Origin of the sequence: Microbacterium sp. CSI-V (assembly GCF_001984105.1) — a bacterium.
GTDB lineage: Bacteria > Actinomycetota > Actinomycetes > Actinomycetales > Microbacteriaceae > Microbacterium.
This window is the reverse complement of record NZ_MTQM01000009.1, coordinates 1,296,386-1,318,359: the sequence shown is the minus strand read 5'-3', so window position 1 is coordinate 1,318,359 and position 21,974 is coordinate 1,296,386. Positions and strand designations below refer to the sequence as shown.

The 21,974-nt window shown below is 72.2% G+C and carries 18 protein-coding genes; 9 read left to right on the top strand and 9 right to left on the bottom strand.

What is annotated here, in order from left to right:
• Window positions 1-34 precede the first annotated feature (34 nt).
• Window positions 35-1,057 carry a 6-phosphofructokinase gene (locus CSIV_RS17170; RefSeq protein ID WP_077052514.1) on the bottom strand — a complete coding sequence of 341 codons (1,023 nt, stop codon included), beginning with the start codon at window positions 1,055-1,057 and terminating at the stop codon, window positions 35-37.
• Between the two features lie 139 nt (window positions 1,058-1,196).
• Between CSIV_RS17170 and CSIV_RS17165 the strand changes: the two genes are divergently transcribed.
• Window positions 1,197-2,165, top strand: coding sequence for a LacI family DNA-binding transcriptional regulator (locus CSIV_RS17165; RefSeq protein WP_077052513.1), 969 nt, complete (start codon window positions 1,197-1,199; stop codon window positions 2,163-2,165).
• Between the two features lie 167 nt (window positions 2,166-2,332).
• Here CSIV_RS17165 and CSIV_RS17160 read toward each other — a convergent pair whose 3' ends face one another.
• A complete protein-coding gene (locus tag CSIV_RS17160; RefSeq protein ID WP_175627639.1) occupies window positions 2,333-2,899 on the bottom strand; it encodes an AAA family ATPase in 567 nt (188 codons plus the stop codon).
• Between the two features lie 351 nt (window positions 2,900-3,250).
• On the opposite strand from CSIV_RS17160, the gene CSIV_RS17155 reads away from it, so the two are divergent.
• From CSIV_RS17155 to araA, 3 genes are read left to right on the top strand one after another with little or no spacing between them, the layout of a single operon-like run.
• Window positions 3,251-3,967, top strand: coding sequence for an L-ribulose-5-phosphate 4-epimerase (locus CSIV_RS17155; protein ID WP_077052512.1), 717 nt, complete (start codon window positions 3,251-3,253; stop codon window positions 3,965-3,967).
• Window positions 3,964-5,535 carry a xylulokinase gene (locus CSIV_RS17150; protein WP_077052511.1) on the top strand — a complete coding sequence of 524 codons (1,572 nt, stop codon included), beginning with the start codon at window positions 3,964-3,966 and terminating at the stop codon, window positions 5,533-5,535. The genes CSIV_RS17155 and CSIV_RS17150 overlap by 4 nt, the downstream gene beginning before the upstream one ends.
• Window positions 5,536-5,555: 20 nt before the next feature.
• Complete coding sequence (araA, locus tag CSIV_RS17145; RefSeq protein ID WP_077052510.1) at window positions 5,556-7,067, top strand: L-arabinose isomerase; 1,512 nt, start codon at window positions 5,556-5,558, stop codon at window positions 7,065-7,067.
• 525 nt (window positions 7,068-7,592) lie between these two features.
• Here araA and CSIV_RS17140 read toward each other — a convergent pair.
• From CSIV_RS17140 to CSIV_RS17120, 5 genes are all read right to left on the bottom strand, one after another.
• The gene (locus tag CSIV_RS17140; protein ID WP_077052509.1) at window positions 7,593-9,065 is read right to left on the bottom strand and encodes a deoxyguanosinetriphosphate triphosphohydrolase family protein; all 1,473 of its coding nucleotides are present in this window, start codon (window positions 9,063-9,065) and stop codon (window positions 7,593-7,595) included.
• Window positions 9,066-9,268: 203 nt separating this feature from the next.
• The gene (locus tag CSIV_RS17135; RefSeq protein ID WP_077052508.1) at window positions 9,269-11,602 is read right to left on the bottom strand and encodes a beta-glucosidase family protein; all 2,334 of its coding nucleotides are present in this window, start codon (window positions 11,600-11,602) and stop codon (window positions 9,269-9,271) included.
• 5 nt (window positions 11,603-11,607) lie between these two features.
• A complete protein-coding gene (locus tag CSIV_RS17130; RefSeq protein ID WP_077052507.1) occupies window positions 11,608-12,489 on the bottom strand; it encodes a carbohydrate ABC transporter permease in 882 nt (293 codons plus the stop codon).
• Entirely contained in the window at window positions 12,486-13,508 is a 1,023-nt protein-coding gene (locus CSIV_RS17125) for a carbohydrate ABC transporter permease (protein ID WP_077052506.1), read from the bottom strand. Before CSIV_RS17125 ends, CSIV_RS17130 begins: the two co-directional genes overlap by 4 nt.
• A 10-nt stretch (window positions 13,509-13,518) precedes the next feature.
• Window positions 13,519-14,805 (bottom strand): extracellular solute-binding protein, encoded by a 1,287-nt coding sequence (locus tag CSIV_RS17120; RefSeq protein WP_077052505.1) that lies wholly within the window; start codon window positions 14,803-14,805, stop codon window positions 13,519-13,521.
• A 173-nt stretch (window positions 14,806-14,978) separates the two neighbouring features.
• Between CSIV_RS17120 and CSIV_RS17115 the strand changes: the two genes are divergently transcribed.
• From CSIV_RS17115 to mmuM, 4 genes are all read left to right on the top strand, one after another.
• Complete coding sequence (locus CSIV_RS17115; protein WP_077052504.1) at window positions 14,979-15,980, top strand: LacI family DNA-binding transcriptional regulator; 1,002 nt, start codon at window positions 14,979-14,981, stop codon at window positions 15,978-15,980.
• Between the two features lie 491 nt (window positions 15,981-16,471).
• Window positions 16,472-17,581 carry a glycerate kinase gene (locus CSIV_RS17110; RefSeq protein ID WP_077052503.1) on the top strand — a complete coding sequence of 370 codons (1,110 nt, stop codon included), beginning with the start codon at window positions 16,472-16,474 and terminating at the stop codon, window positions 17,579-17,581.
• Between the two features lie 124 nt (window positions 17,582-17,705).
• Window positions 17,706-18,215 (top strand): MarR family winged helix-turn-helix transcriptional regulator, encoded by a 510-nt coding sequence (locus tag CSIV_RS17105; RefSeq protein WP_077052502.1) that lies wholly within the window; start codon window positions 17,706-17,708, stop codon window positions 18,213-18,215.
• The gene (gene mmuM / locus CSIV_RS17100; protein WP_077052501.1) at window positions 18,212-19,054 is read left to right on the top strand and encodes a homocysteine S-methyltransferase; all 843 of its coding nucleotides are present in this window, start codon (window positions 18,212-18,214) and stop codon (window positions 19,052-19,054) included. The genes CSIV_RS17105 and mmuM overlap by 4 nt, the downstream gene beginning before the upstream one ends.
• A 10-nt stretch (window positions 19,055-19,064) precedes the next feature.
• Here the strand turns inward: mmuM and CSIV_RS17095 are convergent, their stop codons facing one another.
• Both CSIV_RS17095 and CSIV_RS17090 read right to left on the bottom strand, forming a co-directional pair.
• Window positions 19,065-19,988 carry a hypothetical protein gene (locus CSIV_RS17095; protein ID WP_077052500.1) on the bottom strand — a complete coding sequence of 308 codons (924 nt, stop codon included), beginning with the start codon at window positions 19,986-19,988 and terminating at the stop codon, window positions 19,065-19,067.
• Window positions 19,989-20,052: 64 nt separating this feature from the next.
• Complete coding sequence (locus tag CSIV_RS17090) at window positions 20,053-20,526, bottom strand: Lrp/AsnC family transcriptional regulator (RefSeq protein ID WP_077052499.1); 474 nt, start codon at window positions 20,524-20,526, stop codon at window positions 20,053-20,055.
• Between the two features lie 152 nt (window positions 20,527-20,678).
• On the opposite strand from CSIV_RS17090, the gene ald reads away from it, so the two are divergent.
• Window positions 20,679-21,764 (top strand): alanine dehydrogenase, encoded by a 1,086-nt coding sequence (gene ald, locus CSIV_RS17085; protein WP_077052498.1) that lies wholly within the window; start codon window positions 20,679-20,681, stop codon window positions 21,762-21,764.
• The last annotated feature ends 210 nt before the right edge of the window (window positions 21,765-21,974 follow it).

Here is a 21,974-nt window from a genome sequence, read left to right as displayed (position 1 = left end):
CAGCACGGTCCGGGCCCCCTCTGCGCACCCCTGTTCAGCCGAAGAGCACCTCGGCCTCCGCGTAGCGCTCGGCGGGGACGGTCTTGAGCTCGTCCAGCGCCTCGGCGAAGGGCACGGTCGTGAGCGCGGTTCCGCGGAGGGACACCATGCGGTCGCGCTCTCCGCGCAGGACGGCCTCGGTCGCGGCCATGCCCATGCGGGTCGCGAGCACGCGGTCGAAGGCCGACGGCACGCCGCCCCGCTGGATGTGGCCGAGCGTCGTCGCCCGAGTCTCGATCCCGGTGAGCGCCTCGATCTGCGGCGCCAGCCGTTCCCCGATTCCGCCGAGGCGCGGGCGTCCGAAGGCGTCCAGTCCACGTTCCGAGTGCGGATCATCGGCCTGATCGGGGATGAATCCTTCTGCGACGACGACCAGCGGCGCCTTGCCGCGGGCCCGCGCGTCGGCGACCCATGTCGTGATCTCGGTCATGGTCGTGCGTCGCTCGGGGATGAGGATGGCGTGCGCTCCCGCGGCCGTGCCCGAGTGCAACGCGATCCATCCCGCGTGCCGCCCCATCACCTCGGCCACCATGCACCGCCCGTGGGAGTCGCCGGTGGTGCGGAGGCGGTCCATCGCGTCCGTGGCGATCTGCACGGCCGTGTCGAATCCGAACGTGTAGTCGGTGCCGTTGAGGTCGTTGTCGATCGTCTTCGGTACCCCCAGGACGTGGATGCCGCCGTCGCCGAGGCGCTGCGCGGCGGCGAGCGTGCCCTCGCCGCCGATCGCGATGAGGGCGTCGACGCCGAGCTCGGCGAAGTTCTCTCGGACCCGCTCGACGCCGCCGTTGTCGAACGGGTTGAAGCGGCTGGAGCCGAGGATCGTGCCGCCCTGCTTGGCGATGCCGCGGATGCGTTCGCGATCGAGGACGACGTGCTCGCCCGTCGTCGCTCCGCGCCATCCGTCGCGGAATCCGACGAAGTCGTGTCCTCCCGCGGCGAAACCGCGCAGGACGGCGCCGCGGATGACGGCGTTCAGGCCGGGGCAGTCGCCGCCGCTGGTCAGGAGGCCGATGCGCACGGCTGCTCCTCGGTCGTCGCGGGGCGTTTCGTGGCGCTCATGGCCGCTCCTCTCCACCGGCGTCATCGCCGGGAGGTCAACATGTATATACAAGTATAGCCCCCTGCGGGATCGAATCGCGCCGCTACTGTGAAGGACCATGAGCGGCGACGGCGGGATCAAGCGCACGGGCATGCGCGATGTCGCCGACGCCGCCGGCGTCTCGACGCAGACCGTCTCGCGGGTGCTGAACGGGTATCCCGGCATCCGGGATGCCACCCGCGAACGCGTGCTCGCGGCGGTCGCCGCCCTCGACTACCGCGTCAACAACGCCGCGCGCGCCCTGGGCACGAGTCTCACCCGGACCGTCGGGGTCGTGGCATCCGATGCCGTCCTGCACGGTCCGTCGGCGGGCATCGCGGCGCTCGAGCGGGCCGCGCGGGCGCGGGGTCGGTGGATCTCGACCGCGTACACCGACTCCGACGACCCGGCCGACATCGACGCCGCCGTCCGCCACCTGCTCGACCAGGGTGTCGACGGGATCGTGCTCGTCGCGGCGCACCGCGCCACTCCTCTCGAGGGGTACGACGTTCCGATCGTGCCGCTGTACGGCGAGCGGGGAATCCGCCAACGCCACGCGGCCGCCCTCGTCGTGGATCATCTCGCCGACCTCGGACATCGCCGCATCGTCGAGGTCGCCGGTCCCGCGGACTGGCGCGAAGCCCTCGCCCGCACGGCCGGCGTGGCCGACGCCATAACGCGCCGCGACCTCTCGCGGGAGGGGCGCGTCGAGGGGGACTGGAGCGCGGCGTCCGGTGCGGTCGCCGCCGCCGCGGTCGCCGCGCACGTGCGCGCCGGCGCCACCGCGGTGGCCGTCGCCAACGACCAGATGGCCCTCGGGCTCATGGCGGGGCTCGCCGCGCGGGGGCTCGCGGTTCCGGCCGACGTCGCCGTCGCCGGTTTCGACGACAACCCGGATGCCGCCTTCTACGCGCCCTCGCTCACCACGGTGCGCCTCGACGTCGAGGGCGAGGCGGCGGAGGCCGTGGCGACCGTGCTCGGCGAGGACGCCGCTCCTCCGGCGGATCCGGTTCTGGTCCCGCGGGCGTCGACCGCCGCACCGCGCTGACGCTCGGGCGCGCGCGTCCAGGGCGTGGCATCCCTTCGGGGTTTGGGGCGGATTCCTGCGGTTGGGGCGTCGCTTTCACGCCCCGAACGGAGAATCGCGCCCCAAACCCGGGTGGAGGCGGACGAGGCGGCCTCCTCGGGTCCGTTATGCCGGAGTCGAGCCCGTCTTCAGTGCACCGATGCCGCGAGCGGGCCGGACAGCCATCGCTCCACCTCGCGCGTCGAGCGCAGCCGCACGATCGGCAGCTCGGGGCGCTGGGCCGCGACGGCGGGGAGGCGTTCCCGGTAGTTCCCGCGCGTGGAGATCGACCAGCGGACGATGTGCTCGGGGTCGGTGAAGAACGTGTGCAGCGGCGGCTCGATATTCCCGTTCCACAGGGGCTCGCGGCCGAGGCGGCGGCGGAGCGTGCGGGCGATGACGCGGGGGAGTGTGACCTTCACGAACGGAAGATCCAGCCACACGAGCAGATCGGCGTGCGCGGTCAGGAGGGGTCTGGCATCCGAGTACTGCCACTCCGTCACCCAGGTCTCGCTGTCGACGAAGGCGTGGACGTCCCGGAGGAACGTGGGCCGCGGCGTCCAGTCGGGGCCGTGGTACAGCGCGTCGATCTCGATGTGCGGAGCGCCGGTGACGGCCGAAATGCGTCGCGACAGCGTCGTCTTGCCGACCCCCGAAACCCCCGCGACCGCGATCCGCCGCGGGCGGTGCGGGAGGGAGTCGTCGAAGCCGAGCACCCGCCGATGTTACGCGGGCTGCGCCGGTCCGGTCCCGCGCTGTGGCGGGCGAAACTCCTGAAACCCCGAGCCGTCCGTCCGCACGCCCCGCGGAAAGCCGCGCGCCGGTCGCCTCGACCGCTCGAAATCTCAGGAGTTCGGCCCGCGAGGCCGCCAGGAAGCGGCATCCCGTTCACGGGGTTTGGGGCGGATTCCTCCGCTTGGGGCGCTGTTTTCACGCCCTGAACGGAGAATCGCGCCCCAAACCCTGGGGTCACGCATGGCAGCGGGATCCGCCTCTCGCGAACGCGCGATGTTACCGGTAACATATGAACCGCAACCCGCCACCGACAGAGTCGAAGGAGACCCCGCGTGTCCGATGCCGTCACGTTCACGCCCGAGGTGCAGGAGGCGATCGACGCCGTCCGCGCCGACGTCGCGAAACTGCACGCCGAGCTCGTGCGCTACAACCTCATCGTCTGGACCGGCGGCAACGTCTCGGGTCGTGTCCCCGGGGCCGACCTGTTCGTCATCAAGCCCTCGGGCGTCTCGTACGACGACCTCGCCCCCGAGAACATGATCCTCTGCGACCTCGACGGGACCGCGATCCCCGGCACCCCCGGCTCCGAGCGCAGCCCCTCCAGCGACACCGCGGCGCACGCCTACGTGTACCGCCACATGCCCGAGGTCGGCGGCGTCGTGCACACGCACTCCACCTACGGTGTCGCGTGGGCGGCGCGCGGCGAGGAGATCCCCTGCGTCATCACGGCGATGGCCGACGAGTTCGGCGGCCCCATCCCCGTCGGCCCGTTCGCGATCATCGGCGACGACTCGATCGGTCGCGGGATCGTCGAGACCCTGCGCGGCCACCGCTCGCGCGGCGTGATCATGCAGAACCACGGCCCCTTCACGATCGGCACGAACGCCAAGGATGCCGTGAAGGCCGCCGTCATGCTCGAAGACGTCGCCCGCACCGTGCACATCGCGCGCGAGGCAGGCCCCCTCATCCCGATTCCGCAGGACAAGATCGACGCGCTCTACAACCGCTACCAGAACGTCTACGGACAGAGCACGGACGACCGCCGATGAACGCGCACATCACCGAAGGTCGAGCCTCGCTCGGCATCGAGCTCGGTTCCACCCGCATCAAGGCGTGCCTCATCGGCCCGAACGCCGAGGTGCTCGCGACCGGCTCCCACGAGTGGGAGAACGTCTACGCCGACAAGATGTGGACCTACTCGCTGGATGCCGTGTGGTCGGGCCTGCAGGCCGCCTACGCCGAGCTCGTCGCCGACGTGCAGCAGAAGCACGGCGTCACCCCCGAGCGGTACGCCGCGATGGGCGTGTCGGCGATGATGCACGGCTACCTCGCGTTCGACGCCGACGGGGAGCTGCTCGCCCCCTTCCGCACCTGGCGGAACACCAACACCGGTGTCGCGGCGGCCGAGCTCACCGAGCTCCTGGGCGTGAACATCCCGCTCCGCTGGTCGATCGCGCATCTGCACCAGGCGGTCGTGGATGCCGAGCCCCACGTGCCCGAGATCCGCTTCCTCACCACGCTGGCCGGGTACGTCCACTGGAAGCTCACCGGCGAGAAGGTGCTGGGCGTCGGCGACGCGTCGGGTGTGTTCCCGATCGACTCCGCCACCCGTGACTACGACGCCGATCTCGTCGCGCGCTACGACGGCCTCGCCGCCGGACGCGTCCCCGCGCTCGCCGATCTGCTGCCCGAGGTGCTCGTCGCGGGGGCCGCGGCCGGCAGCCTGACCGACGACGGGGCACGGCTCCTCGACCCGACCGGAACCCTGCGTCCCGGCATCCCGTTCGCCCCGCCCGAGGGCGACGCCGGAACCGGCATGGTCGCCACCGGCGCGGTCGCGCCGCGCACGGGCAACGTCAGCGCCGGCACGAGCATCTTCGCGATGGTCGTGCTCGAGCGTCCGCTCAGCGAGGTGCACCACGAGCTCGACCTCGTGACGACGCCCTCGGGCGACGCCGTGGCGATGGTGCACTGCAACAACGGCGCGAGCGAGTTGGCGGCGTGGGCGAACATGTTCACCGCGTTCTCGGCCGCGGCCGGCGTGACGCAGACCCCGGATGCCACGTACGCGGCGCTCTTCGCCGCGGCGCTGGAGGGCGAGGCCGACGCCGGCGGACTGCTGGCGTACAACCACCTCGCCGGGGAGCCCATCGCGGGGCTCGACGAGGGGCGCCCCCTCGTCGTGCGCACCCCCGACAGTCGCCTGACGCTGCCCAACTTCATGCGCGCGCAGCTGTACGGCGTCTTCGGGACGCTCGCGCTCGGCATGGACGTCCTCCACCGCGAGGGCGTCGGCCTCGACAAGATGTACGCGCACGGCGGCATGTTCCGCACCGCCGGGGTCGCCCAGCGCTTCCTCGCGGCGGCGCTCGACGCGCCCGTCGCCGTCGCCGAGACCGCTTCCGAGGGCGGGGCGTGGGGTATGGCCGTGCTCGCGGCGTACGTCGCCGACGGCGCCGGCCGCGACCTCGACACGTATCTCGCCGAGGCCGTCTTCGCCGACGCGCCGATCACCACCGCCGACCCCGATCCGGCGGACGTCGCCGGATTCTCGGCCTACCTCGACCGTTACCGCGCAGGCCTCGCCGTCGAGGCGGCCGCCGTGGCATCCCTCTGATCACCCGAAAAGGAACAGTCATGACCCGCACGAAGCTCAAGAACGACCTCGACGGCTACGAGGTCTGGTTCGTCACCGGCAGCCAGAACCTCTACGGCGAGGAGACCCTGAAGCAGGTCGCCGAGCAGTCGCAGGCCGTCGTCGAGGGCCTCGCCGGCCTCCCGGTGAAGGTCGTCTGGAAGCCCGTGCTGAAGGACTCCGACAGCATCCGCCGCATGGCCCTCGAGATCAACGGCCGCGACGACGTCATCGGCGTCATCGCGTGGATGCACACCTTCAGCCCCGCGAAGATGTGGATCGCAGGGCTCGACGCGCTGCAGAAGCCGCTGCTGCACCTGCACACGCAGGCCAACGTCGAGCTGCCGTGGAACGACATCGACTTCGACTTCATGAACCTCAACCAGGCCGCGCACGGCGACCGTGAGTTCGGGTACATCCAGACGCGTCTCGGCGTCGCCCGTAAGACCGTGGTCGGCCACGTGTCGAACCCCGCCGTGCGGCAGCAGATCGAGGACTGGGAACGCGCCGCCGCCGGGTGGACTGCCGCCCGTACCCTCAAGCTCGCGCGGTTCGGCGACAACATGCGCTTCGTCGCCGTCACCGAGGGCGACAAGACCGAGGCCGAGCTGCGCTTCGGCGTGCAGGTCAACACGTGGGGCGTCAACGAGCTCGTCGAGGCCGTCGAGCAGGCGGCGGATGCCGACATCGACGCGCTCGTGCAGGAGTACATCGACAGCTACGACGTCGTGGACGAGCTCCTTCCCGGCGGCGCGCGCCACCAGTCGCTGCGCGACGGCGCCGCGATCGAGCTGGGCCTCCGCTCGTTCCTGGAGGAGGGCGGCTTCGGCGCCTTCACCACGTCGTTCGAAGACCTCGGCGCGCTCAAGCAGCTCCCGGGTCTCGCGGTGCAGCGCCTCATGGCCGAGGGCTACGGCTTCGGCGCCGAGGGCGACTGGAAGACGGCGATCCTCGTGCGCGTCGCGAACGTCATGGGCGCGGGCCTCCCCGGTGGCGCCTCGCTCATGGAGGACTACACCTACGACCTCGTCCCCGGCAACGAGCGCATCCTCGGCGCCCACATGCTCGAGGTGTCGCCGTCGCTCACGACGAAGAAGCCGCGCCTGGAGATCCACGAGCTCGGCATCGGCGGCAAGGACGACCCGGTGCGCCTGGTCTTCACCGCCGACGCGGGTCCGGCGCTCGTCGTCGCGATGAGCGACATGCGCGACCGCTTCCGGCTCGTCGCCAACGTCGTCGAGAACGTCGACGCCCCCGACCTGCCGAAGCTCCCCGTCGGCCGCGCCGTCTGGAAGCCGGCGCCGGACTTCGCGACCTCGGCCGGCTGCTGGCTCGCCGCCGGCGCCGCCCACCACACCGTCATGACGACGGCCGTGGGCATCGAAGTGTTCCGCGACTTCGCCGAGATCGCCAAGACCGAGCTCGTCGTCATCGACGACGACACCACGGTCCGCGGCTTCCAGAGCGAACTGCGCTGGAACCAGGCGTACTACCGCCTGGCCCAGGGCCTCTGATCCCCGCCGTCCCGGGCGCCCTTCGCCGGCCCCGGGGCGGTGCGGCACGTACGCGTCCCCTTCGGGGCGCGTCCCGTGCTCCGGTTCTCCGGCGCACGAACCGTGCCCCGGGTCCGCGTCGGTGGTGGGACGCCCGCGGACCCGGGGCATTCGTGCGTTCGGGCGTCTCGTCCCACTTCTGGCGGGGCGTGTCCCGAAAGGTGCGGTTCTGGGCTGCCGTGAGCAGCACGAAGTGGGACATGGATGCCGAGGCGGCGGCGGTGGGCGGGGCGTGTCCCACTTTGTGCGGCTTTGGGGGCGCGGCTTCGCACGAAGCGGGACATGGATGCCGTGGCATCCCCGACCTCGTCCCACTTCTGGCGGGGCATGTCCCGAAAGGTGCGGTTCTGGGCTGCCGTGAGCAGCACGAAGTGGGACATGGATGCCGAGCGGGCGGCGGTCGGCCGGGCGTGTCCCACTTTGTGCGGCTTTGGAGACGCGGCTTCGCACGAAGTGGGACATGGATGCCGTGGGAGCGGCGGAGCGCTACAGCCGCTGGCCCAGCGACCACAGGCGGTCGGCGCGGCCGGAGATCGCCTCCGACAGCGTGAACGCCTGGGCGTCGGTGAGGGATGCCACGTAGTCCACGATTCCGCGGGAGCGCGCGAGCGTCTCGGCCTCGGCATCCGTGGGTCGACGGTCGGCGGGAAGCGCGGCGTACTGCTCGCGGGCCAGCGCGATGAGCTCGCGCAGGCGCCGCGGGGTGCGCGCGCGGTCGAGGTCGTCGTCGAGCCATTCGCCGAGCGCCCGCACCGAGCGCGCGAGGATGCGGCTCATGCCGCGCTGCTGGATCGCGAGGTCGGGGCGGCTGAGGACGAACCGCTTGTGCACGAACTTCAGCACCTCGACGTGGTGCCACGCCCACGGCGACAGCGCGACCGGCCCCGACCGCGGGGTGTCGAGCGGGCGGAGCTGCGCGGACTCCTGGAACCGGCGGATCCACCGGTCGGTGAACGACGCCAGACGCCGCTCGGCCGTCAGCGACCCGTCGAACGGTCGCGCGAGCAGGTCGGTGACGAGGTCGGCATCCACGTCGCTCACCGCGGCGAGGAACGCCTCGTCGTCGGCGACCCAGGGGTCGTCGCGGCGCATCTTGCGACGCAGGCGCTCGAGCGCGGCCCCGGGCACGAGCTCGGCGCGCACCTCGGCGTCGTCACGCGTGCGCCACTCCAGAACGTCGTCGAGCCACCCGCGGAACTCCGCCGCGATCGGGGCGTGGTCGAGGATCCCGGCGCGGTAGAAGTCGTCGACGTCGTGCACCGAGTACGCGATGTCGTCGGCGAGGTCCATGACGGCGCCCTCGATCGTCTGGCGGAGGGGCTCGGCATCCATCCCCTCCCGCGCGTGGGCGAGATCGTCGGCGTCGATGTCGTACACGGAGTACTTGTGCACCCGGTACGCGCCGTCCGGAGCGCGACGGATGCCACGGGGCGGGCCGATCCGCTCGATCTCGGCCGCGGACACCGACGGCGACCAGGGGTACTTCGCCGACGCGGCACGCACCGCGGCGGTGAGATTCAGCCCCCGCGGAGCGTTCTCGACGACGTCGAGCGCGGTGAGGATGCGATAGGTCTGGGCGTTGCCCTCGAAGCCGTCGGTCAGGCCCAGCTCCGTGCGGGCGAGGCGGTCGAGCGTCGTCTCGCCGAGGTGCCCGAACGGCGGGTGGCCGAGGTCGTGGGCGTAGGCGGCGGCCTCGACGACCGTGGGGTTGCAGACGTCCCGGCCGGCGCGGGTGTTCAGCTGCAGCGCGACGACGCGGGCGATCGCGCTGACCTTGAGCGAGTGCGTGAGGCGGTTGTGCACCGGAGCGCCTGAGATCGAGGGCGACACCACCTGCGTCACGGCCGAGAGCCGGGAGAAGTACGGCGAGAACTGGATCCGCTCCAGGTCGATCGACCACGGGTCGGCCCCGTCGGTCTCGCGTTCGTCGTACACGCGGGAGGCGGTGGGGAGCGTCATCCGTCCACGGTATCCGGCGCGGGCCTCGCTCGCTTTCGGTCGAGTGTCCAGGACACGCCGCTCAGGCGGGGCCGCCCACGGCGTGTCCTGGACACTCGGGCGTAACGGGGCGACGCCGGGGGCGTTCGGTGTCCAAGACACGCGGATGCCGACGGACGCGGTCCGCGTGTCTTGGACATTCAACGGGAGGAGGAACCCCGCGGTCAGCCCTGGCGCAGCTCGACGCCGACGATCCGCGCGTCGTCGGGTCGCAGCTCGTACGTCGCACCCGTGAGCCGCACGGTCGCGGCCTCGTCCACCTCGGCGCTCGAGGGGCCCACGCGCAGCTCCACTTCGCCGGGTTCGACGACGCGGCGGAGCGTCCGGTCGCTGTACGCCAGACGGGATGCCGGGATCGTGAACCGCACCTCGGCGCTCTCGCCGGGCTCCAGCTCCACGCGGGCGTAGGCCACGAGCTGCGCGACGGGGCGGGTCACGCTCGCGACCGCGCGGTGCGCGTACAGCTGCACGACGTCCGCTCCGCGGACGGATCCCGTGTTCGTCACGCGCACCGACGCCGCGAAGGCATCGCCCGCGCGCACCTCGGCGGTCCCGGATGCCGCGGCCCCCGCGGCGCCGGCATCCACCGTGAGTCCCTCGCGGACGAACGTCGTGTACGACAGTCCGAACCCGAAAGGCCGCACGGGCGTCGGATCGGCGCTGGTGATCTCGGTGGCGCCGCCGAGGATGGGATGCAGGTACGAGTACGGCTGCGCGCCGGCGGAGCGGGGGAGCGAGACGGGGAGACGCCCCGAGGGCGTGGCATCCCCGGCCAGGAGCGCGGCCAGCGCGGGCCCGCCCTCCTCGCCCGGGAAGAACGCCTGCACGACCGCAGCGGGGCCGGTTGCCCCGTCGAGCGCCCAGCCGAGCGCGTACGGGCGCCCGGTGAGCAGGACCATCACGACGGGGGTGCCGGTGGCGACCACCTCCTCGACGAGCCGGCGCTGGAGCCCGGGCAGCTCGAGGGAGTCGGCGTCGTTGCCCTCGCCGACGGTGCCGCGGCCGAAGAGCCCGGCGCGGTCGCCCACGACGACCACGGCGACGTCGGCCGACCGGGCGAGCTCGACCGCGGCGGGGATGCCGTCGGCATCCGTCCCCTCGACCGTGACCCCGTCGGCCTGCACCACGTCGCGGAATCGCGCCGCGAGCGACTCCCGGACCGTGGGGATCTCGAAGCCCATCGGGAAGTCGGGGTGGTGGGCGAGCACGTGGTTCGCGAACGAGTAGCAGCCCATGAGCGCCTCGGCGCTGTCGCCGTTGGGCCCGATGACCGCGATGCGTCCGGGCTCGGCGGACAGCGGCAGCACCCCGTCGTTGCGGAGCAGCACGGCGCTCTCGAGCGCGAGCCGATACGCCAGCGCGCGATGCTCGGCGTCGTCGAGGTCGACACTCCGCGGGGGCGTGGAGAAGTCGGCATCCAGGAGTCCCAGGTCTTCCTTCTCCGCCAGCAGGCGCGCGACGGCCCGGTCGATCGCGGCCTCGGGAAGATCCCCGGATGCCACCCGCGCGGCCAGGTGCGGGAAGGCGTCGGCGCCGGGGAGCTCGACGTCGATCCCGGCTTCGAGCGCGATCTGCGCGGCTTCGCCGGGGGTTGCGGCGACCCCGTGCATCGAGCGGAGGAAGTCCACGGCGAAGTAGTCCGACACGACGGTGCCGTCGAAGCCCCAGCGCCGTCGCAGCAGGTCGGTGAGCAGGTCGGCGGACGCGGCGACGGGGACGCCGTCGATCTCGGCGTACGAGTTCATCACCGAGCGCACGCCGCCGTCGCGGACCGCCATCTCGAACGGCGGCAGGAACACGTCCTGCAGCTCGCGCGGGCCCGCGTGCACGGGGGCGTGGTTGCGTCCGGCCTGCGAGCCCGAGTATCCGACGAAGTGCTTCAGCGTCGCGTGCACCCCGGCGGACTGCAGGCCCCGGACGTACGCGGTGCCGATCGTGCCGACGACGTACGGGTCCTCGGCGATGCACTCGTCGACCCGCCCCCAGCGCGGGTCGCGCACGACATCGAGCACGGGCGCGAGGCCCTGGTGCACGCCGACCTCGCGCATCGACCGTCCGATCGCGGATGCCACGAGCTCGACGGTCTCGGGATCGAACGACGCGCCCCACGCGAGCGGGGTGGGGAAGGTCGCGGCCTTCCACGCCGCGAAACCGGTGAGGCATTCCTCGTGCACGAGCGCCGGGATGCCCAGGCGCGTCTCCGCCTGGAGGCGCCGTTGCTCGCCCCACAGCCATTCGGCGCGCTCGATCGGGTCGACGGGCCGGGTGCCGTAGACGCGCGTCAGGTGGCCGAGGCCGTGGACCGTGGCATCCGCGTAGCCGGTCGAGGTGACCTTCTCACCCGAGAGGGGGGCGACGACCTCGTCGCCCTGGTCGACCCAGTAGCCGACGAGCTGCGCGAGCTTCTCGTCGAGGGTCATCTCGGCGATGAGCGACTGCACCCGCTCCGAGACGCCGGAGACCTGCGGTGCGCCGACGTCGGTCTTGTGGATGGTCATGCGGATCAGCCCTTCACAGCGCCGGTGAGGCCGCCGACGATCCGTCGCTCGAACAGGCTGAAGAACACCAGAGCGGGGATCATCGACAGCGAGGTGAACGCGAGCACGCGCGCGGTGTCGACGGAGTACTGCGACGCGAACGCCTGCGTCCCGAGGGGCAGGGTGTACGCCGCTTCGTTGTTGAGGATGAACAGCGGGAGCATGTACGAGTTCCAGCTGTTGACGAAGGCGAGGATGCCGACGGTCACGACCGCGGGGACGGCGAGCGGCAGCACCATGCGCCAGAAGAACCCGAGCCGGCCGAGCCCGTCGATCGACGCGGCCTCCTGCAGCTCGCGGGGGATCGCCGAGAGGAACGGCGACAGGATGATCACCGTGATCGGCAGCGCGAACGCGATCTGCGGGACGATCACTCCCGCGAGGGAGTTCATGAGCCCGAGGTTGCGGACGAGGATGTACAGCGGCGTGATGGCGACCGTCATGGGGAACATCAGCCCCGCGGTGAACAGTGCGTAGATGGCGCCGCGTCCGCGGAAGCTGTAGCGCGAGAGCGCGTACGCGGCCATGAGTCCGAGCGCGACCACGAACAGGGTCGTGGCGATCGCCGCGACGGTGGAGTTGGCGACCTGGCCCCAGAACGTGCCGCTCGCCAGCACCTCGGTGTAGTTCTCCCAGTTCCAGCGCGTGGGGAACCCGGCCGGGTCGACGGTGATCTCGGAGTTCGAGCGGAAGCCGCCGAGGATGATGTAGATCACCGGCCCGAGCATGAGCGCGATGAGCACGAGCGCGATGAAGCCGACGACCACCGACGAGAAGCGACTCGAGCCGGCGGCACGACGCGGCGTCTTCGCCGCGCGCGGGGCGACGAGGGTGGCGGTGGCGGTCATTTGGTGCCTCCCGTGAGGGCGCCGGCGGTGTCGCGGCGGAGCACGAAGCGCTGATACATCAGCGCGACGGCGAGCGAGATGAGGAACATGACCACGGCCACCGCGCTGCCGTAGCCGAAGCTGCCGGCGTTGCGGCCGTTGGCCACCATGTACGTGGCCATGGTCGAGGTGCCGGCGGTCGACGCGACGTACTGGCCCCAGATGATCCACACGAGGTCGAACAGCTGCAGCGACCCGATGATCGACAGGAACGCCCAGATGCGGATCGTGGGTCCCATGAGCGGGAGCACGATGTGGCGCTGGATCTGCCAGTACGACGCGCCGTCGATGGCGGCGGCCTCCGAAAGCTCCTCGGGGATGCCCTGGAGTCCGGCGAGGAAGAGGATGACGGCGAAGCCGATGTACTTCCACGTGATGATGATGAGGAGCGTCCAGATCGCGAGCGCCGGGTCGGAGATCCAGTCCGCGCGGAGCGCGCCGAGCCCGATCTTGTCGAGCGCGCCGTTCAGCGCCCCACCGGACTGGAGCATGAGGCCCCAGCCGAGGCCGACGACGACCTCGGAGATGACGTACGGCACGAAGATCAGCACCCGGATGAGCGACTGGAACCGCATCTTGCGGTTCAGCAGCAGCGCGAGACCGAGGGCGAGCGGCCCCTGCAGGACGAGCGACCCGACGACGATGAAGGCGTTGTGGCCGAGGGCCTCGTGGAAGGCCGGGTCGGTGAGGATCGTGACGTAGTTGCGGATGCCGACGAACTCCGTCGGCGTTCCGAAGCCCGACCAGCTGTAGAAGCCGTAGAAGGCCGCCAGGGCCACCGGCAGGATGACGAACGAGACGAACACCACCAGGGCGGGGCCCAGGAGGATCGCCAGTTCCCCGCGGATCCGCCAGTTCTCGCGGCGCCGCCGCACGGGCGACCGCCCGGCCGAGGAGGAGCGGGGAGCTCCGTCCTCGGCCAGGCGGCGACCGGCGGCGTCGTCCGACGCGGTGGCGACGGGGTGACGCACGGTGGTCATGTCGGTGTCCTCAGGAGCGTGCGGCGGCGGCGTTGACGGCGTCGACGATGCCCTGCGGGCTGCCCTTGCCAGCGAACAGGTCGACGACCGCGACGTTCAGCGCGTTGCCGACGTTCTGGCCGTACAGGGTGTCGAGCCAGACCGAGACGTACGGCGCCTTCGAGTAGGCCTCGAGGACCGACTGCAGGGCGGGGGTGGTGACGGCATCCGTCGCCTCGGAGGAGGCGGGGAGCGTCTGGAAGGCCTTCGCGTAGGCCTCCTGGTTTTCCTTGTTCACGAGGAAGTTCAGGAAGTCGGTGCACTGCGCGGGGGCGTTGACCCAGCACGAGTACCCGTCGACGCCGCCCATCATGGCGCCGGGCTCGCCGTCGCCGCCGGGAACCTCGGGGAAGGGGAACCAGCCGAGGTCGGCGAGCGGCTGCTGGTCGGGGGTGAGCGAGGCGATCACGCCCGGATCCCACGCGCCCATGAGCTCCATCGCGGCCTGGTGGTTGGCCAGGAGTCCGGCCGACGACCCGGCGCCCTGCTGCGCGGCGGTGGTCAGGAAGCCCTCGTTGAACGGCTCGGTCTTCAGGAACGACTCCAGGTCCTCGCCGGCCTTCAGCCAGCACGGGTCGTCGAAGCTGCGGCTGGCCGCGGCGGAGTCGAGGACCTCCTTCGTGCAGGCGCGGAGGGCGAAGTTGTAGTACCAGTGCGCTGCGGGCCAGGCGTCCTTCGCGCCGACGGCGATCGGGGCGACCCCGGTCGCCTTGATCTTGGTGTTGGCGGCCTCGAGCTCGTCGATCGTCGTCGGTGCGGTCGTGACGCCGGCCGTGGTCAGCAGGTCCTGCGACGTGAAGATGCCCGAGGGGAGCACCGCCACCGGCATCCCGTAGTTCTTCCCGTCGATCTCGAACGCCGACAGCGACGAGCCGAGGGCGGACTTGGCATCCGCGGACACCTTGTCGGTGAGGTCCATGACCTGGCCGGCCTTGACGATGTCGGCGAGCTTGCCGCCGCCGCGGGCCATGAACAGGTCGGGGGCGTCGCCGGAGTTCAGTGCGGTCTGGAGCTTGCCGTCCATCTCCTCGTTCTGCACCGCCTGGATCTCGATCGTGACCCCGGGGTTGGCCGCCTCGAAGGCTGCGGCGGTGTCCTCCCAGTACTTCTTGCCGTCGCCGGTGGTGGAGTTGTGCCAGAGGGTGAGGGTGACGCTGCCGTCGGCGTTCTGCCCGCCACCGCCGGCGGCGCAACCGCCGAGGGCGAGGGTGCCGGCGACCGCGAGGGCCGAGGCGGCGAGGAGTTTCCTCGTGTTCATGTGATTTCCCGTTTCTCTTCGTCGAGGTGCGTCCCGTGCGGGAGGCTCCGGTTGTCGGCATCGGTGCCGGTCGTTCACGTCCGGGTGTGCGGCCCGGGTGGCAGCAGTGTCACCTGGACGAACGACGTCGTCAAACGTTTTCGAAAATGATTTCCACGCTAGGGTCGGATGCCATGACCCGGCGTGTCACCATCCACGACGTCGCCGCGGCGGCCGGCGTCTCGGTCGCCACGGTGTCCAAGGCCGTCAACGGCCGCTACGGCGTGTCGCCCGAGACGGTCAGCCGTGTCCTCGACGCGGTCCGCGCCCTCGGCTACGAGTCCAGCCTCGTCGCCAGCAGCATGCGCTCCCGGCGGACGGGGGTGATCGGCGTGCTCGTGGCCGACATCGAGCCGTTCTCGGCGGAGATCCTCAAGGGCGTCGGGGGAGCGCTTTCGGGCACGGGGTACGACCTGCTGGCGTACACCGGTGCGCGGCGCGACGGCGAGGGGTGGGAGCGCCGTTCGCTCAGCCGCCTGAGCGGCACGCTCATCGATGCGGCCATCCTGGTCACCCCGACGGTCGTGAACGTCGCCGCCGAGGTGCCCATCGTGGCCATCGATCCCCACACCGGCCGCGCCGACCTGCCGACGGTCGAGTCCGACAGCTTCACCGGCGCGCAGCAGGCCGTCCACCACCTCGTGCAGCTCGGCCACCGCCGCATCGGTTTCATCGCCGGGCGCCCCGACCTGCGGTCGGCGGTCGCCCGTGCCTCGGGGTACCGCGAGGCGCTGTCGGCCGCCGGCATCCCGTTCGATCCCGCCCTCGTGGGGCAGGGGCACTACGAGCAGGACGTCGCCCGCGAGGCCGCGCACGCGATGCTCGCCCTGCCCGACCCGCCCACCGCGGTCTTCGCCGCGAACGACCTCTCGGCGCTCTCGATCGTGGAGGTGGCGGCCGCCCGCGGGTTGCGCGTGCCGGACGACCTGTCGGTCGTCGGGTTCGACGACGTGCCCGAGGCCGCGCGGGCGCAGCCGCCGCTGACGACGGTGCGTCAGCCGATGAAGATCCTCGGCGCCGAAGCCGTGCGGATGGTCCTGGCGCTCCTCGCCGGCGAAGAGCTCCCCGAGACCCACCTGCAACTCGCGACGCGCCTCGTCGCCCGCGGCACGACGGCCCCACCCCCGCGGCGCTGACCCCGCCGTGCGGTGCTGCCGCGCCCGCGGTGCTGCCGCGCCCGTGGTGCCCGCGCGCCTGTGCCGCGCGGCGCCCCGCCCTCGCTGCGTGTCCAAGACACGCCGTTGGGAACCGGGTGCATAGGGCGTGTCTTGGACACTGAGCGGGCGACGGAGCCGCTGCCGCTGCCGGCGCCGCGTCCCCGTCCCGCGTTCCGTTCCCGTTCCGCGTTGAGTGTCCAAGACACGCCGTTGGGCACCGGGTGCATACGGCGTGTCTTGGACACTGGGGGGCGACGGAGCCGCTGCCGCTGCCCCTGCCCCGTCCCCATTCCGTTCCTGCGTTCAGTGTCCAAGACACGCGGATGCCGAGCGGCCCTGTCCGCGTGTCTTGGACACTCAACCCTGGCCGGGCCGGGCCCGGGCGGCCCGGGCGGCGCGGGACGGGCCGGGCGGAGCGGCGCGGGATCGACGCGGGGGCGCGGCGGGCGCCGCGGTAGGGTCGGCGCGTGATGCGCGTGCTGTTCGCCCCGGACGGGTTCAAGGGATCCCTGTCAGCCGTGGCTGCGGCGAGAGCGCTCGCCGCGGGATGGCGCTCCGTCCGCGGTGACGACGAGACCGTCGAGCTCCCCATGGCCGACGGGGGTGAGGGCACCCTCGACGCGTTCCTCGTCGCCGTGCCCGGAGCGCGACGGATGCCGGTCACGGTCACCGCTCCTCACGGCCGTGAGGTCGCGGCATCCTGGGTGCTTCTTCCCCCGACGGACGAGGCGCCGGAGGGGACCGGCGTGGTCGAGCTCGCATCCACCTCGGGTATCGAGCTCCTCGACGGGGACCTCCGTCCCTTCGACGCCGACACGCGCGGGTTCGGGCAGGCGATCGCCGCCGCGCTCGACCACGGTGTCTCGCGCCTCGTGCTCGCGATCGGGTCGAGCGCGTCGACCGACGCCGGCTTCGGCGTCCTCGCCGCCCTCGGTACGCGGATCACGGATGCCGAGGGCCGCGACGTCGCGCCCGGGCTGCGCGGCGTGCGCACCGCCGCGCGCATCGACGTCGACGGGCTGCGCGCGCTCCCCGCCGGTGGGGTGCTCGTGCTCACAGACGTCGGGAGTCCGCTGAGCGGTCCGGCCGGGGCCGCCGCGGTGTTCGGCCCGCAGAAGGGCCTCGGTCCCGACGACATCGCGGACGCGGATGCCGCCCTCGCCCGCGCCGCCGAGTTGCTCGGCACCGACGCCGCCCACCCGGGCGCCGGGGCTGCCGGGGGGACGGGGGCGGCGCTGCGTGCGTGGGGCGCCGAGCTGGTCCTCGGTGCCGAGCGGGTCGCCGAGCTCGTCGGCCTCGCCGCGGCGGTGACGGCCGCCGACGTCGTCGTGACGGGCGAGGGCTCGTTCGACGTCAGCTCCGCCACGGGGAAGGCCCCCGCTCGGGTGGCGGCGCTCGCCCGGGCCGAAGGGCGCCGCGCGGGTCTGGTCGCGGGACGCATCGCCCCGGATGCCGACACGTCGGCGTTCGACGCCGCGGTCGCCCTCGTCGCGCTCGCCGGGTCGTCGAAGGCGGCGCTCGGCGACCCCACGCGATGGCTGACCGTGGCCGGCGCGGAGCTCGCCCGGCGCCTGGGCTGAGTGTCGCCGCGGGCACGGCGGGGCGCGCGGACGACGCTCCGGAGCGCCCCGTACCCGCAGCCCCGCCGCCGCAACCCGCCGCCGCGCGCGCCGCATCCCCTCTCGGCTCCGGTACCGTCGAGGTGTGTCCACTGTCTCCAGCAACAAGGACGATGAGGTCGATCTCCTCATCGACGCCTGGTCGCAGTTGCTGCCCGAGGTCGACCTGACACCCCTGGACGTCATGTCGCGACTGCGGCGCGCGGCGTTCCATCTGTCGAAGCTGCGCGCCCGCGCCTTCGCCAGCGCCGACATCGCCGTGTGGGAGTTCGACGTCCTCGCCGTCCTCCGCCGCGCCGGCACCGAGCTCAGCGCCACGCGCCTGATCTCGGCGACCATGATCGGCAGCGCGGCGATGACCAACCGTCTCGACAAGCTCGCCGACCGCGGGCTCGTGAACCGCCGCCCCAACCCGTCGGACGGCCGTGCGATCCTCGTCGCGATCACGCCCGAGGGCATCGAACGCGTGGATGCCGCGATGACCGAGCTCGTCCGGCTGGAGGCCGACGCCCTGCGGGACGTGAGCCGGACCGATCAGGCCCTTCTCGCCCGAGCGCTGCGGGTCCTCGCCGCCGGCGAGACCCACGAGGCGTGATCGATCTCGCCACCCGCCCCCTCCTCCTCGACGGAGGGCTCGGCACGCTGCTCGAGAGCCGCGGCAACGACGTGTCGTCGTCGCTGTGGTCTGCCCGCGTGCTGCGCGACGACCCCGACGAGGTGCGCGCGGGCCACGCCGAGTTCGCGGCCGCGGGCGCGGACGTCCTGATCACCGCCTCGTACCAGGTCGGTTTCGGGGGCGAGATCCCGGATGCCGACGTCGACATGCTGCTGCGGCGGTCGGTGTCGCTCGCGCGCGACGCGGGCGACGGTCTGGTCGCGGCATCCGTCGGCCCCGTGGGCGCGCTGCGCGCCGACGGGAGCGAGTACACGGGCGACTACGGTCTCGACCTCGCCCGGTTGCGCTCCTTTCACCGTCGCCGTCTCGCGGTGCTCGCCGACGCGGGGGCGGATCTGCTCGCGGTCGAGACGATCCCCTCACCCCTCGAGGTCGAGGCGCTCGCCCTCGAACTCGCCGACCTGGGCGTGCCGGCGTTCGTGAGCCTGTCGGCCGACAGCACCGGATACGCCGAGGCCGGCGCGCTCGCGGCGGCCCTGCGGGTGGCGGCATCCGTCCCGGGGGTCGTGGCGGTCGGGGTCAACTGCTGCGCACCCGAGAGCGTCGGACCGGCGCTCGCCACCGCCCCCGCGGTTCCGCTCGTGGCCTATCCGAACACGGGGGAGCGGTGGGATGCCGCGACCCGCACGTGGCGGGGCGGCGCGGCGCCGCTCGCCGACGCCGCACCGTCGTGGGTCGCGGCGGGAGCGCGGCTCGTGGGGGGATGCTGCCGCTCGACCCCCGCGGACATCGCCGCGATCGCGGTCGCCCTGGGGTGACCCGCGGCGGTCAGCGGCGGTTCGTCCGTCCGCGTCGACCGTCGCCTTCGACCAGCAGCGCGATCTCTTCGGGGCTCCACCCGAAGCCGTTCTGCATCTGCTCGCCGAGCGTCGGCAGTGCCGAGGGCATCGCCGTCGCCACGCCGTTGCGGACATCGACCGCATGGTCGTCGAGCGCGTGCGCGGCCGCGCGCAACTCGTTCACGAGCGATCGCAGCCGGTCGGAACCGAACGCACTCGCGACGAGCTGGGCATCGCCGATGACGACGACCGAATGCTCGCGGGGCTCGCCGTCGGAGACCTGTCCCGAGATGCGGAGGGCCAGCACGATGCCGAGCCCGCAGACCAGGACGGTGGCGATCGCGACCGCGGAACCGATCTCCAGCGAGCGGAACACCGCGCCCACCGGTCCCGCCCACCCCGTCGCAACGCCGACGAGGGCGCGCGCGGCGGAGTAGACGGTGTACAGACCCATGGCGGCGGCGATCAGCAGTGCAGGTCGCCTCGGCGCGACGGGGGAGCGGACCGCGGCGAGGGTGCACACGCCGCACACCACGGCGAGGATGGCGGCCTTGATCATCAGCGACACGTCTTCGCTGGTCGCCGCCGTGCTCGCGCCGACGGCGATCGCCGTCACGGCCACGAGCCCGAGGGCCGCCCGACGACGGCCGACCGCCAGTCCCGCGAGCGCGACCGCCATGGTTCCTGCGGCGAGGACCATCGTGGCGTCGCCGACGACGAGGGCCAGACGCGCGCCGTCGTACCGGTTGACGACGTACATCACCGTCGAGCCGATCGAGAAGATGCCGGCCATGACGGCGTACTGGATGAACGTGGTGAACGGCACGGGAGCCGAGGCCCGCGGCAGGGCGATGCCGACGACGCCGAAGGCGACACCGATGCACATCACGGCGAGCCCGATCGTCAGCAGCACGGATCCCCCTCGCCGGTGCGGTGGTCTGCGGTTTCCGACACCCTACCGGCGGACGGGCGGCCGCTCAGTCGAAATCGGCCGCGAGCGCGTTGCGGTGGTACTCGAAGATGATGCTGGTGCGCGTGGATGCCACGCTGTGCCGGGCCGAGAGCTGATCGACGACGAACCGGCGCACGGAGGAGGAGTCGTCGACCGCGATGTGGACGAGGAAGTCGTCGGCACCGCCGAGGAAGAACAGCTGGATCACGTCGGGGTGCCGCCGGATCTCCTGGGCGAAGGCGCGGATGCTCTCGTGCCGCTGGCCGGGCCGGAGGGTCACGCCGACGATGGCCTGCAGTCCGCGCCCCAGGCGGCTCTGATCGACCGCGGCGTGGAAGCCGGTGATGAGCCCGCGGTCGACGAGCCCGCGGACGCGGGTGTGAGCCGTGGATGCCGCGACGCCGAGCGCGTCGGCGAGGGCGGCGTTCGTCATGCGGGCATCCGCCGAGAGGAGCTCGATGATGCGCGCGTCGAGCGGGTGCAGGTCGTCTTCGGGCATCGCAGATCCTTCGGCGCGGCAATCGGGTGGGACGGCTCCGATCCGACGATACCGGTGGAAATGGCATCCATACCGAAGGATCTGCGGAGTAACGCCACGGAAACATGGATTCCTGCGATCCTTCCTGCCACGACCACTCAGAGGAGAGACCGATGCGCGTCGCCGTGCCCACCGAGATCAAGAACAACGAGAACCGCGTCGCCATGACACCGGCGGGCGTCGACGCTCTCGTGCACCGGGGCCACGAGGTCCTCGTCCAGGCCGGTGCCGGTGAGGGCAGTGGATTCTCGGACGACCAGTACCGCCTGGCCGGCGCCGAGATCGTCGCGACGGCCGACGAGACCTGGGCGCGCGCCGAGCTCCTCGTCAAGGTGAAGGAGCCCATCGCTCCCGAGTACGGGCACCTGCGCGCCGACCTCACCCTCTTCACGTACCTGCACCTCGCCGCCGACCGCCCGCTCACCGACGCCCTGGTGGCGGCGGGAACGACGGCGGTGGCGTACGAGACGGTGCAGACCGCGGACCGCGCCCTGCCGCTCCTCGCCCCGATGAGCGAGGTCGCCGGACGCCTCTCGATCATCGAGGGTGCCCACCACCTGCTGCGCGCGTCCGGCGGTCGGGGCCTGCTTCCCGGCGGGGTGCCCGGCACGCCCAAGGCCAAGGTCGTGGTGATCGGCGGCGGCGTCGCGGGGGAGCACGCCGCGGCGAACGCGCTCGGTCTCGGCGCGAACGTCACCGTCATCGACATCTCCCTCCCCAAGCTCCGCCAGCTCGAGGAACGGTTCGGCGGCGCGATCCAGACGCGGGCGTCCACCCGCCTCGAGATCGCCGAGCAGCTGGCCGACGCCGACCTCGTCATCGGGTCGGTGCTGATCCCCGGCGCCGCGGCGCCCAAGCTCGTCACCGACGACATGGTCGCGGCGATGAAGCCCGGCTCGGTGCTCGTGGACATCGCGATCGACCAGGGCGGATGCTTCGAGGGGTCGCGGCCCACCACCCACGACGCCCCCACGTTCCGGGTGCACGACTCGCTGTACTACTGCGTGGCGAACATGCCCGGCGCGGTCCCGCACACCTCGACGCGCGCGCTCTCCAACGCCACGCTGCCCTACATCACCCGGATCGCCGACGCGGGCTGGGAGGCCGCGGCATCCGCCGATCCCGCCCTCGCGAAGGGCCTGAACGTGCGCTCGGGCGTCGTGGTGAACGAGGGCGTGCGGGCGGCGTTCGACCTCTGACGCGGGTCCGCGCGGGGGCTCGCGGCGGTGCCAGTTCACGTGATCTGGGCGAGGTGACGCGTCGTGGCCGCGCCGGAGCGTGTGCGCTCGGCGAGCTCACGTGATGTGGGCGAGGCGACGCGTCGTGGCCGCGCCGTGAGCGCGCCGTCCAGTTCACGTGATCTGGGCGAGGCGACGCGTCGTTGCCGCGCCGTGGCGTGTGCGTTCGCC

Excerpts from the sequence above, each read along its gene's own strand:
- CSIV_RS17165 (WP_077052513.1), top strand. The coding sequence starts at position 1,197 with ATGAGCGGCGACGGCGGGATCAAGCGCACGGGCATGCGCGATGTCGCC.
- CSIV_RS17110 (WP_077052503.1), top strand. The coding sequence starts at position 16,472 with ATGCGCGTGCTGTTCGCCCCGGACGGGTTCAAGGGATCCCTGTCAGCC.
- CSIV_RS17120 (WP_077052505.1), bottom strand. The coding sequence starts at position 14,805 with ATGAACACGAGGAAACTCCTCGCCGCCTCGGCCCTCGCGGTCGCCGGC.
- araA (WP_077052510.1), top strand. The coding sequence starts at position 5,556 with ATGACCCGCACGAAGCTCAAGAACGACCTCGACGGCTACGAGGTCTGG.
- CSIV_RS17090 (WP_077052499.1), bottom strand. The coding sequence starts at position 20,526 with ATGCCCGAAGACGACCTGCACCCGCTCGACGCGCGCATCATCGAGCTC.
- CSIV_RS17130 (WP_077052507.1), bottom strand. The coding sequence starts at position 12,489 with ATGACCGCCACCGCCACCCTCGTCGCCCCGCGCGCGGCGAAGACGCCG.
- ald (WP_077052498.1), top strand. The coding sequence starts at position 20,679 with ATGCGCGTCGCCGTGCCCACCGAGATCAAGAACAACGAGAACCGCGTC.
- CSIV_RS17125 (WP_077052506.1), bottom strand. The coding sequence starts at position 13,508 with ATGACCACCGTGCGTCACCCCGTCGCCACCGCGTCGGACGACGCCGCC.
- CSIV_RS17115 (WP_077052504.1), top strand. The coding sequence starts at position 14,979 with ATGACCCGGCGTGTCACCATCCACGACGTCGCCGCGGCGGCCGGCGTC.
- CSIV_RS17150 (WP_077052511.1), top strand. The coding sequence starts at position 3,964 with ATGAACGCGCACATCACCGAAGGTCGAGCCTCGCTCGGCATCGAGCTC.
- CSIV_RS17140 (WP_077052509.1), bottom strand. The coding sequence starts at position 9,065 with ATGACGCTCCCCACCGCCTCCCGCGTGTACGACGAACGCGAGACCGAC.
- CSIV_RS17135 (WP_077052508.1), bottom strand. The coding sequence starts at position 11,602 with ATGACCATCCACAAGACCGACGTCGGCGCACCGCAGGTCTCCGGCGTC.